General features: G+C 72.8%; 11 protein-coding genes and 2 pseudogenes. 8 read left to right on the plus strand and 5 right to left on the minus strand.

Annotation, left to right across the window (positions count from 1 at the left end):
• Positions 1–206 (minus strand): annotated as a pseudogene (locus ACF09E_RS00005) (class E sortase); the annotation flags it as partial.
• 1,069 nt (positions 207–1,275) lie between these two features.
• Here ACF09E_RS00005 and ACF09E_RS00010 point away from each other — a divergent pair.
• The 3 genes from ACF09E_RS00010 (at position 1,276) to ACF09E_RS00020 (ending at position 2,594) form a co-directional block, all read left to right on the plus strand.
• Positions 1,276–1,836, plus strand: a complete 561-nt coding sequence (locus tag ACF09E_RS00010; protein WP_392203824.1) for a peptidoglycan-binding protein — start codon at positions 1,276–1,278, stop codon at positions 1,834–1,836.
• Positions 1,837–1,982: 146 nt separating this feature from the next.
• Entirely contained in the window at positions 1,983–2,222 is a 240-nt protein-coding gene (locus ACF09E_RS00015; RefSeq protein ID WP_392203036.1) for a hypothetical protein, read from the plus strand.
• Positions 2,223–2,273: 51 nt separating this feature from the next.
• The gene (locus tag ACF09E_RS00020) at positions 2,274–2,594 is read left to right on the plus strand and encodes a hypothetical protein (protein ID WP_392203037.1); all 321 of its coding nucleotides are present in this window, start codon (positions 2,274–2,276) and stop codon (positions 2,592–2,594) included.
• Positions 2,595–2,715: 121 nt separating this feature from the next.
• On the opposite strand, the gene ACF09E_RS00025 is transcribed toward ACF09E_RS00020, so the two are convergent.
• Positions 2,716–4,338: a multicopper oxidase domain-containing protein gene (locus ACF09E_RS00025; RefSeq protein WP_392203825.1), complete on the minus strand. Its 1,623-nt coding sequence runs from the start codon at positions 4,336–4,338 to the stop codon at positions 2,716–2,718.
• A 140-nt stretch (positions 4,339–4,478) separates the two neighbouring features.
• Here ACF09E_RS00025 and ACF09E_RS00030 point away from each other — a divergent pair, with 140 nt between their 5' ends.
• Both ACF09E_RS00030 and ACF09E_RS00035 read left to right on the plus strand, forming a co-directional pair.
• Positions 4,479–5,234: a hypothetical protein gene (locus tag ACF09E_RS00030; RefSeq protein ID WP_392203038.1), complete on the plus strand. Its 756-nt coding sequence runs from the start codon at positions 4,479–4,481 to the stop codon at positions 5,232–5,234.
• A gap of 319 nt (positions 5,235–5,553) precedes the next feature.
• A complete protein-coding gene (locus ACF09E_RS00035) occupies positions 5,554–5,772 on the plus strand; it encodes a hypothetical protein (protein ID WP_392203039.1) in 219 nt (72 codons plus the stop codon).
• 80 nt (positions 5,773–5,852) lie between these two features.
• Here ACF09E_RS00035 and ACF09E_RS00040 read toward each other — a convergent pair whose 3' ends face one another.
• Entirely contained in the window at positions 5,853–8,525 is a 2,673-nt protein-coding gene (locus ACF09E_RS00040; protein WP_392203826.1) for a LuxR C-terminal-related transcriptional regulator, read from the minus strand.
• Between the two features lie 147 nt (positions 8,526–8,672).
• A pseudogene (locus ACF09E_RS00045) lies at positions 8,673–9,053 on the minus strand (ATP-binding protein); the annotation flags it as partial.
• A 361-nt stretch (positions 9,054–9,414) separates the two neighbouring features.
• Here ACF09E_RS00045 and ACF09E_RS00050 point away from each other — a divergent pair.
• The 3 genes from ACF09E_RS00050 to ACF09E_RS00060 all read left to right on the plus strand — a co-directional run bounded on the left by ACF09E_RS00050 (position 9,415) and on the right by ACF09E_RS00060 (position 12,887).
• Positions 9,415–10,287, plus strand: a complete 873-nt coding sequence (locus ACF09E_RS00050) for a DUF6426 family protein (RefSeq protein ID WP_392203040.1) — start codon at positions 9,415–9,417, stop codon at positions 10,285–10,287.
• Positions 10,288–10,592: 305 nt separating this feature from the next.
• Positions 10,593–12,029 carry a carotenoid oxygenase family protein gene (locus tag ACF09E_RS00055; protein ID WP_392203041.1) on the plus strand — a complete coding sequence of 479 codons (1,437 nt, stop codon included), beginning with the start codon at positions 10,593–10,595 and terminating at the stop codon, positions 12,027–12,029.
• 405 nt (positions 12,030–12,434) lie between these two features.
• Complete coding sequence (locus tag ACF09E_RS00060) at positions 12,435–12,887, plus strand: phospholipase (RefSeq protein WP_392203042.1); 453 nt, start codon at positions 12,435–12,437, stop codon at positions 12,885–12,887.
• A gap of 187 nt (positions 12,888–13,074) precedes the next feature.
• Here the strand turns inward: ACF09E_RS00060 and ACF09E_RS00065 are convergent, their stop codons facing one another.
• Positions 13,075–13,959, minus strand: coding sequence for an NAD-dependent protein deacetylase (locus ACF09E_RS00065; RefSeq protein ID WP_392203043.1), 885 nt, complete (start codon positions 13,957–13,959; stop codon positions 13,075–13,077).
• Positions 13,960–14,115: the final 156 nt, after the last annotated feature.

The following is a 14,115-nucleotide window of genomic DNA, read 5'->3' on the forward strand; positions in this document are numbered from 1 at the left end:
GGGATGTACATGATGGCGAAGCCCTCGCCCGGCTCGAACACGCCCGGCTTGCTGTCGTCCTTCTCCGCGCCGTCCTTCGCCCAGGTGTCCTCGATCCGCTCCTTGGCCCGGTCCGTCTCCTGACCGGCCAGGACGTTGGTCCACCACAGCTGGTAGGCGACGAACAGCAGCATCACCACGCCGAAGGTGATGAACAGTTCCCCCACGACCGCCCCGACACCCTCGACGCCCGTCTTCGCCTCCCGGGCAGCACGACGCGCCTCGACGCGGGAGAGGGGGCGCCCATCGGTGCCGAGCGCTCCGCCCCGGCGGGACGCGGATGCCTTCCTACGGCTTCCACCCCGCCCCTGCCGGGCCGCGGCGCGGCGGCGTTCGGTGCGCCCTGGTCCGGGCAGGGCCGCGGAGGAGGTCTCGGCGAGCGCTTCGGGGGCCGCCACAGCGGTGCCGACGCGACGGCCGGTGCGTTGGGGGGCGCCCGTCGAAGGCGTCCCGCCGGGCACGAGTCGGGACGGTTGCGTGCCGCCACGCCGTCTGCGCCGCACTCCACCGCGCGTGCCGCTGCGGCCGGGATCGGCGTGCGATGGCATGTGCCGCTGCCTGCTGTTGTTCCATGGCATGGACCGGAACTGTATATGCATGCCTCGGGCTGCTCCCGACCCGGAAGTCACCTGACAGGGGCCCTGTCTGATGCCATGTCACTCCCAGAGAGAGCCGCGCGAGTGACATACGTCACTTATTAAGGGTTGTTTAAGAATCAACGTCGAGAGCGTCCCGTTCTGGGCGACCTGTCCGCAGTTGACGGTCGTCTTGAGTGACGGTCAAAGTCTCCTCTACTCCCCCGGCTTGCCCTCACAGCTTCACCACATACGGAGCACCCGCATGCCCAACAAGACTGCTGCAGCAGTCACGTCCGCCGCTCCCGCATCGGCCCCGAGCCCCACCCCCGGCGACGAGGTCTTCGGGAAGGTCGCTCTGCCCGGCCAGGGATCCCCGAGCGCTCTCGCGCAGGACCTGGAACTCTTCGACGCCACTCCGCCGGGCCCTCCTGCGGGACCCGGAACCGCAGGCCCGCGCGCTCGCCATCGAGCCGGGAAGCCCCGGTACGTTCGGAGGTCCCCGCGTCCGAGGAGGGCCGCACCCGCGCCGAAGCGCGAGTGGCGGAGCGGGATGTCGATGCCGCTGCTGATCACGGGTGCGCTCGCGGCGGGATTCGGGCTTTCGGTAGGACTGACCTCCGGCATGGAACGGGAGCCCGCGGACCAGCTGACCGTGACGATGCCCGATCTCCCGCCGCACCAGGACGCCACGGATGCCGAGCCGTCCTCGACCGCCGCGGCACCGACGCGCACTCCCCCGGCAAGCGCCCGGGCGGCCACCGGCACGGCCCGGCCCCCGGTCACCGTCGCGCCGACGGTGACCGTACGCCCGGGGAGGTCCGCGTCGCCCGGGACCACCTCTCGCCCCTCCGCACCACCGGAGCGCGCCGCCGCCCCCCGGGTCGATCCCACCCCGGCTCCGAGCCGGACGACGTCTCCGGCGCCCGAGGAGAAGCCGGACGGTCCACTCCTCCGGAGAGGCAGCACGGGACCGGAAGTCGAGGAACTCCAGCGCCGACTCAGACGACTTCACCTATACCACGGATCGACGGACGGGGTGTTCGGCCCCCGTCTGGAGGCAGCCCTGAGCCTCTTCCAGAGCCTCCACGGCATCTCGGAGGAACGGGGCGTGTACGGCCCCGAGACCCGCGCCGCCCTGCGATCCGAGACGGGCCGGCGCGGCAGGGGCGATGACCGGGGCGGCTTGGCCGGCTTTCTCCGCTTGAGCGGCATCGGGTGAGGGCTGTCCATGTTCCTTGCCTCTGGAGATCGCTGCCGCAGAGGACGCAGACTCGGAGACTGGCAGACTCGCAGACGAATTCGTCCTCGCGCACGATGCTGGTCGATGCTGTAGGAGACGTTGCCCGACAGCATCCCCGAGGAACCATGACCGACTACCTGCAGGCCGTCTTCGACATGCTCGGCCCGGCGGAGAGCCGATACCCCGATCCTGCCGCGTGGCTTCGTCTGGAGCAGGAGCTCGGCAGAGAGCTCCCCACGGACTACAAGGCGATCGTCGACGCCTACGCACCCGTCCAACTCAACGGCCATCTCTACCTCTCGTCTCATCCGGCCTGCTCATGGCGGGAGCTGGGCGAGGAGATCCGGTCGACGTCGAAAGTCTAGGCTGAGAGCCTGTGGGAGTCCTACGACCTGGAGCCCGACGAAGATCCCCGCGTGATCTGCAACCGCCCACACATCACCTTCGGCACCCCCGACGGGCTCATCCCACTCGCCGCCACGGACCAAGGAGCTGCCGTCTTCCTTGCCCCAGAGGTCCACGGATTTCCCGACGGCCTGGTGGCTCAGGGGGCAGAGGGCGAATGGGTCGGCCATCCCATGACCTTCGCCGAATGGCTGTACCGCTATCTCATCGGCGAGGAGATGGCCGGCTGGGACAGCGCGACCTTCCACCCCGGCCCCGTTCGGCTCGGGTACCTCCCGACGGGGCCGGGAGAACACACCCGCGAGGCTTACGGCCCAGAGCGCGGCATGTGAGGTCCGCCGACGAGGAGTCCCCTTCACCGAGGCCGGACGGGAAGGTCCACCGACCGGCCATGACCGGGTTCCCCGCAGAGCAGGCCGCTGCTTTCGTCACGGGCGGCGTCGTGGTGGCGGCCTACGGTTCGACGTAGTCGACCGTCTGCATCATGCCGAGGTCCTCGTGCTGGAGCTGGTGGCAGTGGGCGATCGTGCGGCCCGTGAAGTCCTCGTACGCGACCAGGAAGGTGACCGAGTCGCCCGGGGCTCCGCCGGCCAGGCCGATCGTGTCGTGCCAGACCGGTGGGTCGAGGCGGCGCCCGTTGCGGTGGGTGAGGAGCATGGGGTTGGTGTGCAGGTGGAACGGGTGGCTGTGGGCCGGCAGCGTCTCGTCGGTGCGGACGGTCCAGCGTTCGACCGTGCCCAGCGGCAGGGTGTGGTTGACCACGTCCGGGTCGAACAGGCCGTAGGCGGGGTCGCGCGTCAGGTCGCCGTTCGGGTCGGCCGGAGGTGTCGCGCCCTCGCCCAGGATGCGGAAGGCGTTCGGGAAGGGAGCCGGGAACACGCGCGCGTCGGAGTGGAAGACCACGTCCCGGTCCGGCCGGCCGGTGTCCACGGCGCTCTCGTCGAGGAAGGGACGGCCCTGCGGCAGGGCGGTCGGCAGGGCCATCGGCGGGTCGACGGGGGCTCCCGTGACCTCGATCGTCATCAGCGGGCCGGACACCGACTCGGCGCGCAGTTCGTAGCGCCCGGGACTACCGCCGCGTACCAGGACGTCCGCGCGATTCCCCATGGCCAGGTCGAGCCGGTCCTGGGCGACGGGCCGGGGGAACGTGATGCCGTCCTGCGCGATCTGGTGCACCGTCAGGCTGCCGCTCTCGCCCGTGAGCGTGAGTCCCAGGCCGGTGAACGCGGTCGCTGCGACCAGGCGCCACCGCTGGACTTCGCCCGGGCGCAGCTGGAGCGTGGGATTGACGGCGCCGTTGACGGTGAAGACGGACGGGACGCCCGTCACCCAGTTGCCCGTGGTGAAGGCGGGGATCCGGCCGTCCTTGGGCTTGAGTTCGTTGATGCAGACGACGAGGTCGGCGGCGGCCCTGATCTCGGGGACCTCGTCGACGTCCCCCTCGACGATGACGACGCCGGCCATCCCGCCGACGATCTGTTCGGCGATGGCTCCGTGCAGGTGGGGGTGGTACCAGTACGTCCCGGCCGGGTGGTTGTCGGGAACGTGGATGGTGGAGGTGTACCGGGGTTCGGGACGGCCTGCGTCGACGTCCTCCTGGGTGCGGGGGCGAACTCGCGCAGCACGTTGTCGGCCTCGCCGCTCGGGGAGACGTGCATGCCGTGCGTGTGCAGGTTGAAGCTGTTGGGGTGGTGAGGGACGTTGTGGCCGCCGTCGTGGTGCGGGTTCGGCGGGAGGCCGTTGACGTGGGTCAGCTGAAGCACTCCGCCGGGCCGTACGCGCAGGGTCGGTCCCGGAACGGCTCCGTTGTACGTGCGGGTGGTCACCCGTCCGTGGCCCGGGACGGACACCTCGGTGAGCCGGACGTCGAGCGTCTGCTCGGTCACCGGCGCCGACGAGTCCGCTGCCGGTTGCGGCGAGGTGACGGCGGGTTGGGGGAACGGGGCCGGGGCCTTGCTGTGCCGCACTGTCGGTGGCTCCCGGAAGGCGAGCGGGAGGCTTGCCAGGGAAAGCGACTTGAGCAGCGTTCGACGACTCACTCCACGGATGTTTCGCACAGGCGGAATATAGGACAATCGGGCGTTTTGTCTGTGCGGCTCACCGTGATTTTGCGACTTCCCGGACTTCCGGGACTGCCAGAGCTTCCAGGACTTCCGGTACCTCCGGGAACGGCCGGCGCCGGGTGGGAGCGGGGGTGTGTGAAGTACGGTGCGCGGATGTCGTACCGACTTGATGCTGTCGTGGGTGAGTTCGACCGCTTGCGGGGCCGGGCCGGAGGAGCGCCGTCGGCCGCGGTCGCGCCGCTCGGGGACCGGATGGGGTTGCTGCCGCTCTCCGACGACTCCCGGCATGACCTCCCGAGGCTGCTGCGGGACCTCTCGCAGGAGGGTGCGGTGGCCCGTCTGGAGGCTGACTTCTGGGGAGGCGACGGAGAGCAGACCGCTTCCGTGTGGCGGGACGGCGTACGGGAGTGGGGGCCGGTCCACACCTCGGCGTTCGACGGGCCTCGGGCGGAGTGGCCGATCAACGCGGCCCTCGCCCGGCTGGGTCTGAGGCACCCCCGTCCCGGTGGCCCGGAGCACGACGACCTGTTCGCGGCCGTCGGCCTCGGCCAGGCCCGGGACGAGGAGGACTGGCGGCGTGCGGCGCTGAACGCGTCCGGCGCGGCCGACTACGACGCGTGGTACGCAGCCGAACAGGCCGCCCGCGCATCCCGGGAGCGCAGGGCTGCCGACCGTGCCCTCTCCGAGCGGCTGCCCGGCGTGCCCGCCGCTCTCGACGGCAAGCAGGTCATCGCCCTGCTCGGGATCCCACCGGGCAGGGCAGTGGGCGCCGCCGTCCGCCATCTCCAGCAGCTCCACCTCGACCACGGTCCGCTCTCCCGCGAAGCAGCCGAGTCCGCCCTGCTGGCGTGGGCGGCCACGCGGGGCCGCCGCATGCTCGATGCCGATGATCATCGGGGCTCGGCGTAGCCGGAACGCACCGGGCTCCCACGGGGCACGCAGCGCGCGGCGACCAGAGCTTCGAGCGCCTCGCGTCGTCGGCCCTGCCGTCCACGAGCCGGTCGAAGACCAGTCCGTCGATGAAGTTCAGCAGCGTGTCCGAGCGATCGTCCGCCTCGGCCACACCGCGCACTGAGCTGATCCGGCTTGTCTCCGCCCCCGGCGGGGCAGGAGCAACACGGCCCTGAGACGGTGGCGTTGATGCGGCACCCAAGTCAGGGCCACTGAGCGGTGGTCAGCCGCGGTTGCCCCCTGCATACTCGGCTCAGGTCTACACGGGGAGATGGTCATGGCATTCGTCGTACTGTTCGGGATCCTGGGCGGGCTGGCCCTTCTGTTGATCGTCACGCTCCTCCGGCGCAGCAGGAATCAGACGGAGTCCGCAGAGGGACTTCGCATCGAGGAGCAGGCCCGGCTGCAGGCGAGCCGCGACCGCGTCTCCTTCAGCACGATCGCCATGCACAACGCGCCGCCCTCGGCCAGCGACGCTCACCACCGACGGCGCTGAGCCCACGGGGCGGGCCACTCGACGCCCGGTCACCCACCGACCGGGCGTCATCCGGTCACCCGTGCTCGTACCCTCCACTCCTAGCCACGGGTGGCCGGGCCCAGTGCCCTGGCCAGGGCGGTGCGGGAGGTGACGCCCAGCTTGCGGTAGGCACTGCCCAGATGGGAGTCGACCGTGCGGTGACTGAGGAAGAGGCGTTCCGCGATCTGCCGGGAACGCAGTCCCTCGGCGGCCAGGTCGGCGATCTCGCGTTCACGCTCGCTCAGCACGGAGCGGAGATCCACGGTACGGGCTCCGACGGACGACGTGAGGTGCGCGGCCCGCGGACCGGTGGAGGAGTGCCCCGCGGTCACGGGGCCGGGACCAAGGCCGGATCCGAGGCCCTCACCCGGGCCCGCGTCCGCCCGGTGGCCCGCGTCCGCCCGGCCGTCCTCGTCCGCCCGGTCGTCCGCCTCCATCCGCTGGTCCGCCTCCATGCGCTCCCGTACCCGAGCCGCTTCCTCCGCGACCAGGGCGGCACCACAGGGCCGGGCCAGTCTCTCCGCCCGCGCCAGGACGTCCAGCGCTGCGGCCCGACCGCTCACGGCCAGGGTCTCGGGTGCCATCGCGACGAGCGTCCACGCGTGCTGTACGGGCAGCCCACCGCCGCGGAAGCCCTGAGCCGCGCGCTCGAACAGCTCCAGCGCCACGACGTGGTCACCGCGCACCGCGCGCACCTGGGCACTCGCGCGATGGACACAGGCCCACTGCAGCGCCAGGCCGAGGCGGCCGGCGTCGGCCTCGGCGTCGGCGAGCAGCCGCTCGGCCCCCGCGATGTCACCGCGGCTCACCGTGGCGACGGCCATGAGGGCGAGGAGTGAGGGCCGGAAGGCGGGCTGCACGTCGGGCAGGCCGTCACCGCCCCCGCCGTCCAGGAGCGTCCGCAGGCATCCTTCACCGTCCCCGCCGAGCAACTGCGCGTGCGCCAGCAGGCTGATGGCGGAACTGGCCCACCAGCCCCGGCCGAGAACGGCGGTGTCCACCGCCCTCGCCGCGAGCGCGACCGCCTCCTCCGTGTGTCGTCTCCCCCGGGACCAGACCAGCGTCATCGCGCGCATCGCCGTCGCCAGCGTCACCACATCCGGAGCATCGACCGCGCGGGCCAGTTCGCCCGCCTCGGTGGCCCTGCGCTCCGCGTCGTCGAGCCGGCCGGCCCACTGGTCGATCATGGTCAGGCCGAGGAGAAGGTGGGCCCGTATGTGCTTCTGCGCTCCCCCGGTCGCGGCGTCCAGTCCGCGCTGGAGATGACGGCGGGCGTCCGGGAACCGTTCGAGGTACAGCTCGGCGCAGCCGAGGAGCGCGAGGACGTCCGGGGTCCGGCCGGCCACTCCGTCCGGCAGCGCGTCCACCAGCGCGGCGCTGCGGGCCACTTCGGGTGCCGCCCGCGCGATGTCGCCGGAGAACGTGTCGCAGAAGGCGATGAGGACCGCCAGCGCGGCCGCGGCGGACAGCCCGGCCTCGGTGCGCGCCCGAGCGGCCTCCCCGAGCAGCGGCCGGATCCGGTGGTGCGTGCCGCGCAGGACGTGCACCAGCCCGTACGCGTAGATCAGCTCGGTGGCCTCGGCGGACAGCACGGCAGGCAGCGGCCGGGGCAGCAGTCCCATTCCCGTACGGGCGAGGGCTTCGGCCTCCTCGTAGCGGCACAGCAACCGCTCGGCGTCGGCGCACACCGCGTAGGCCTGCAGCAGCAGCCCGGAGACCTGCCCCGGGTCCTCGCTGTCGCCCGGCCCGGTGGCGGGGACGGTGCCTCTGGAGAGGAGGTCGTGGGCGAGGGCGCGGGCCTCTCGCAGACGCCCGGAAGCGATCAGCGCCTTGCAGTACGCCAGTTCCCACCGGGCTCGTTCCCCGGGCCGCGGCCCGCGGGCCGGCCGCGCGTCCAGGGCGAGTCTCAGCCAGCGGGCCGCGGTCGCGGGTGCCCTGGTCACCGTCTGTGCGGCCCCTTCGGCGAGTACGCGGGCGACGGCGACACCGTCGGTGTGGACCAGGTGCTCGGCGTGACGCGCCCGTTCCGGAGCGGGGGCGCCGCGGTCCGCGGCGATGCGCAGGGCGCGCCGGTGGGCGGCCGGCAGGAACGGCAGCTCGCAGGCGGCGTGCGCGACGTGTCCGACGACCGGATGACGGAACGCCAGCCGCCGGCCCGGGCCCGTCGGGCGCAGCACGTCGGCCCGGACCAGCTCCGCACATGCGTCGAGGCCGGCCTCGGTATCGAGCTCGGCCACCCGGGCGACCTCCACCGCGTCGAACGACCCGCCGAGTACGGCGGCGGCCCGTAGGGCCGATCGGGCGGGGCCGCTCAGTTCTCCGAACTCGGCGAGGAGCGGCGCCGCTTCGCGCAGGAGACGAGGCTCGTCCTCACCCGCCCGGTCCGGCCACGTCTCGGGGTCGAAGCCCGCGGCGACCAGCAGGCGGAGGTATCCCGGCAGTCCCCGCGCGGCGGCGTGCAGCGCGGTCGAGTGCGGGGTGGTCCGGTCGGGGAGCACCGGCAGGGTGCCCGTGGGCGCTTCTCGGCCGTCGACCCCGCCGGGAGCGGGGGCGGGACGGTCCCAGGCGTCGACCAGCTCCTCCACCGCCGCCACGCTCAACGGTCCCGCCTGCACCCGGACCATGCCGTCCCGCCGTACGCCGAGGTCCAGTGCTTCCAGCAGGGCAGGCGGAGTCTGCCGCGGCCGATGCGCGAGCACCAGGACGAACGCGGTGGGAGGGGAGGGGAACACAGAGGGCGCAGAGGGCGCAGAGGGCGCAGGGGGCGGTGAGGCCGGCGCAGAGAGCGTGAAGGTTGTCGGGGGCTCGAATGGGTCTGACGGCTCAGGTGCCCCCGAGGACACCGGCCGCGCGCGGAACGAAGCGTCCGAGGTGGAGGCGCGGATCAGCCGCAGCACCACTTCCCAAGTGGACGGATCGGCCCGGTGCAGGTCGTCGACCACGAGTACGCCGCCGGCGGCATGCCGCCGGGCCCGCTCGCACCACACGACAGGGGTCGGCGCCTCGGAAGCCCCGGCAGCCCCGGCGAAGTCGCGGAAGGCTTCGAACGGTTCGTCACCCGGGCGGTGTGCACGGGCCCAGCGCACGGGCAGTCCGCGCCGGACCGCCTCCTCAGCCAGGACACAGGCCAACTGTGTCTTTCCCGAACCAGGTTCGCCCATGATCTCGACGACGGCCCCCCGACCGTGTCCCAACCCGTCCAGGACCCGGGCCAGCCGCGCCCGCTCCGCCTCACGTCCCGCCAGTGGCCCGTCCCCCATCGGTAATGGCACGACGAACACCGCCCCTCTCCCCCGCGGTTCCCGCCTGCCGCGGATCACGCGTGACAGGGCCGCACTCCCGTCCCGGAGCCTCTTCCGCTCCAGCCTTGTGATCAAGGTAGCGGCCCCCACCGACAGCGGACTGCCGGAGCACGCGACGCAGGCCGGAACGCGTCGCGCGCCTCACGTGGCCTCTTCCGTCCCGCCACCGGTGCCGTGTCCACCCGGCCGCCCCGCCCGGGGCGCGGCCGTCGCCGTCCCCGGGCTCCGTAACCCGTTGCGTAGTTCTACGGCTGTGCGCGGCTCGGGCGCCGGGAAGACTCCCGTGCCGTCAGACCGATTCCCCGACCTGGGAGAACCCGTGAAGTTGAGATCCATGGCGGCGACGGCCGTACTCGGCGCCGTCGTCCTGACCGCCGTGCCGGCGGTCGCCGTCCCCTTCACCGCCTACGCCTGTGGCGGCTCCACCCTGTGCCAGGACGAGGACACCGGCGAGGAGGGCGGTGGCGGCGACTGGGGCGGTGGTGACTGGGGTGGCGGCGACTGGGGTGACTGGGGCGGTGAGGGAGGCGGCGGCGAAGGAGGCGACGGCGGCGACTGGAGCGACGACCCCGGTGACCCGAGCGACCCCGGCGACCCCGGTGATCCGGGCGACCCCGGCGACCCCGGCGACCCCGGCGACCCGGGGAACGGCCCGGCCGATCCGGGCGGCCCGGGAGTGGAGGTCGTCGACGGGCCGATCGGCCAGCCGATCGACGCGACGCTGCCCGAGGTCGTCGTCACCGGGCACGCGGTCCGCCCGTCGGCTCCGGCCGGCCCCGGCATCCCGACGACCCACGGGGGCGGTCTCAGCGGCCCGGGCCCGCTGGTCACCGTGCACAGCCGGGGCCGGGTGTGGGAGGAGCGCGGCAAGTGCTACCGCAACCAGTCCAGCACCGTCGAGGCGAAGTACAGCAGCGGGGTGACGTACACGCTCGCCACCCAGACGAGCACCAACATCTCGGCGACCGCGCTGCAACTCCTCACCGCCCAGCTGGGCACACAGCTCAACACCACGGTCACCGCCACGTACAACACCGAGTTCACGCTGAAGCCCGGTGAGTCCTGGGCGCCGTACGTCGAGTACCAGACCAACGTCTACGCGATCACCACGTCGGACTTCTGGGGCAACTACTCGACCGAGTTCGTCAACGTCACCCAGCCCACCGGGGCCGTCACGGGCCGTGCCTGCTAGGCGTCCCGCCCCCGTGATCCCGTCCGACGGACCACGCGCGCGATCCGGCGTGACGGCCCGCCCCTGACCGACGGCGCGTTCGTCCGGCCGCCGCGACCCGAGCCTCCGCGGGGCGCGGCGGCCGGACGGCGTCCGCACGGCGACGGCACCCGGGCGCGGACGGCCGGCGGGCGCGTGCCGGGCTCCGGTGTCCCGCCCGCGTGGCCCCCAGCCGCCCGCTGCCGGCCGGGCCACTGGCACCGGCCCCCGCGCCGCGTTTCACTGGAAGGTGCCGGAAGGTGCCCACCCGCGGTCCGGGAGGTTCCGTGAACACGCACACGCCGCCCCGTTTCGACCCCACCCGCGTCCCCCACCTGCTGGGGTCGTTCGCGCCGGTCAGCGAGGAGGTGGACGCCGCAGAACTGGAAGTGACGGGTGAGATACCGGCCGCACTGGACGGCCTGTACCTGCGCAACGGCCCCAACCCGCGCTTCACTCCGATCGGCTCGTACCTCTACCCCATCGACGGCGACGGAATGCTGCACGGCGTGTGGCTCTCGGAGGGTCGCGCCCGCTATCGCAACCGCTTCGTGCGCACCCCCGCGCTCGAGGCCGAGGAACGGGCCGGGCACGCCCTGTGGGGTGGCCTGGAGTCGATGATCCTGCCGGACGCCGAGCAGGTGGGACCCGACCTTGCGGGGACGTTCCGGGACCTGCCCGACATCAACATCGTGCGGCACGGCGGGCGGCTGCTGGCGCTCGCCGAGTCGGGCTGCCCGTTCGGGATCGGTGAGGAGCTCGACACGCTCGGCCCGGAGGACTTCGGCGGCGCCCTTCCCGCGGGGATCACCGCCCATCCCAAGATCGACCCCGTCACCGGCGAGATGGTGGTCTTCTGCTATGCGCTGGAGCCCCCGTACCTGACCTGGTCGGTCATCGACCGTGAGGGCACGGTCACGAGCGGTCCCACTCCCGTCGAGGGAGTGGACGAGCCGATGATGATCCACGACATGGCCCTGACCGGCCGCTACGCCGTGCTGGTCCTCGCGCCCGCCTTCTTCGACCTGGACGCGGCCATGGCGGGCGGCTCGTTCCTCGCCTGGCGGCCCGAGCGGGGCACCCGCGTCCTGCTGATCCCCCGCGACGGCGGGCCGCCGCGCTGGGCGGCCGACGAGGCGTTCTGGGTGTGGCACACCGTGAACGCCTACGACGACGGGCCCGGTGCGGACGATCCGGTCGTCCTGGACTTCGTGCAGTGGAGCCGCCTGACCGTCGGCAGCGCACGGGGCGCGGTCAAGGACCCGGTGAGGGGCGGTCTGACCCGGGCGCTCATCGACCCCGCGGCCGGCACGATGACCCGGACGCTGCTGGACGACGCCCGCGTGGAGTTCCCCCGCATCGACGACCGTCTCATCGGCCGCCGCCACCGGCACACCGCGCTGGCCACGTCGACCGGACGGACGGATCTGTTGTCGGGCGAGTACGACGCCGTGCGCTTCCAGGACCTGCGGACCGGGGTCGCCCGCGTGTGGGACGCGGGCGACCTGTCCGTCGGGGAACCGGTCTTCGCTCCCGAGCCGGGCACCGACTCCGAGGAACGCGGCTACTGGCTCACCTTCGCCACCGACCGGACCGACGGGACGAGTTGGTTCCTGGTGGTGCCCGCCGAGGACCCGACGTCCGGACCGGTGGCACGCGCGCGCATCCCCGTGCGGGTACCGCTGGGTCTGCACGGCTGCTGGCTGCCGAACGACGGCGGCTGAGCCGCCGGAAACCGGTCGCGACGGGGGTACGGGAGACGGCGAGGCCGGGGGCCGGCGGACGTACGCCAGGACGGAGCGTGGACAAACCCCCCACGCCCGCCCCCGCCACCACGTGCCGGGCTCTCATCGCAGCTCGCCCGCAACGGCATGACGGTCCCGTCGGCGTGAGGGTCTGAACGACCGGCGAGGAAGGACGACTCCTCCCCTCCTGCCCCGTGCTCAGACGGCACCCCGCGGAGCGACCCCACCCCCCGCACGCCGAACGCTTCTCCCCGACTCCGGAGTTCCGACGCACTGTTGGAACGCCGACCTGCCGACGTCTGTACAAACCGCCCACACCGCGTCGATCATCTTGTCATGTACCTGCGGCCCGTCGAGTGGGCCGCAGCCTCATGGAGGTGTGGGATGCACCAAAGGCTCTCCGTCGCCCTGTCCGCCTCGGCCCTCGCCCTGTTCACCACCGTGGTCGGCACGACCACCGCCACGGCCGCACCCGCGGACAAACCCCAGGTGCTGTCCCGCTGGACCCAGACCAGCGCGTCCAGTTACCACCTCTGGGCCGCCGCCAGGGCCAATCAGGGCGCATGGTCGGCCTACGGCTTCGACTGGTCCACCGACTACTGCTCCACCTCCCCCGACAACCCCCTCGGCTTCCCCTTCTCGACCTCGTGCGCCCGCCACGACTTCGGCTACCGGAACTACAAGGCCGCCGGCACCTTCAGCGCCAACAAGTCCCGTCTGGACAGCGCCTTGTACGAGGACCTCAAGCGCGTGTGCGCGAACTACAGCGGCGCCAAGAAGACGGCGTGCAACAGCACGGCATGGACCTACTACCAGGCGGTCAGGGCCTTCGGCTGACCGACCGCGGCGCACCGGAGCCCGGGCGAAGGCCGTGTGCATGACTCTCGGGTTCGCGGGCACGAGGAAGCAGGAGCGGAGGACATGGCCGCTCCTTCAGGGCCCGCGGGCTTCCCCCCTCCGCCGGGCCCGGGCACGGTGGTGGTCGGCTCGCACTCGGGGTGGTGCGGGCCGGCCGCCGTGCCGTTCAACGGACGGGCACGTCCAGGCGGGCGGCCGCCGCGGTGAGGGCCGCCCCCAGCGGCAGGGCCACACGGGTGACCGCGTGCCGGTCGCCGCGGGTCGGATCCTGGTTGACGATCAGCACCGGCGTCCCCGCCTGGGCCGCCTGGCGGACGAACCGGAGACCGCTCATCACCGTGAGCGAGGACCCGAGGACGAGCAGCGAGGCCGCCTGGTGCACCAGCTCGCGGCAGTGCTCCACCCTCCGCGGAGGGACGGCTTCGCCGAAGAAGACCACATCGGGCTTGAGGAGCCCTCCGCAGACCGTGCACGGCAGCACGCGGAAGTCCCCGACCTGTTCGTCGCTGAGGTCCGCGTCCCCGTCCGGGTTGATGCGGGCCGCCCTCGGCTCGAAGCCGGGGTTGGCCTCCTCCAGCCGCCGGGCGAGGTCCCCGCGCGGGCTGAAGGCCCCGCAGGAGAGACAGACCACCCGGTCCAGGCTTCCGTGCAGCTCCACGACTCCGTCGCTGCCGGCCGCCCCGTGCAGTCCGTCGACGTTCTGGGTGATCACTCCCGAGAGCAGACCGTGGTGCCCGAAGGCGGCCACCGCCAGGTGCCCCGCGTTGGGCCGGGCACGGCGGAAGGTGCGCAGGCCGAGATGGCTGCGTGCCCAGTACCGGCGTCGCGCCTGCGCGTCCGTCGTGAACTCCTGGTACGTCATCGGGGTGTGCCGGCTCAGGCTTCCGCCCTCACCCCGGTAGTCGGGGATGCCCGACTCGGTGGAGATGCCCGCCCCGCTGAGCACCAGCACACCGCCGGCGTCCAGCGCGGCGACGACCGGCTCCAGGTCGGTCGTGCCCGGCGGCAGGTCCTCGGTGGGGGTCCAGCTCAACGTGGGGCGCATACGCATGCCACCAGGGTACGGAGCCGGCCCCGGGCGCGTACGCCCACGGCCCCTCTCCCTGCGGGAGGCGCAGCTCACCGCGACCAGGTCCCGACGCGCCCCCGCAGGGGCTTGGGAGCACACACGTCCTCGGCGTACGCCTCACCGCTCCTCGACGCCCGG

Source organism: Streptomyces sp. NPDC014891 (assembly GCF_043081085.1).
Taxonomy (GTDB): domain Bacteria; phylum Actinomycetota; class Actinomycetes; order Streptomycetales; family Streptomycetaceae; genus Streptomyces.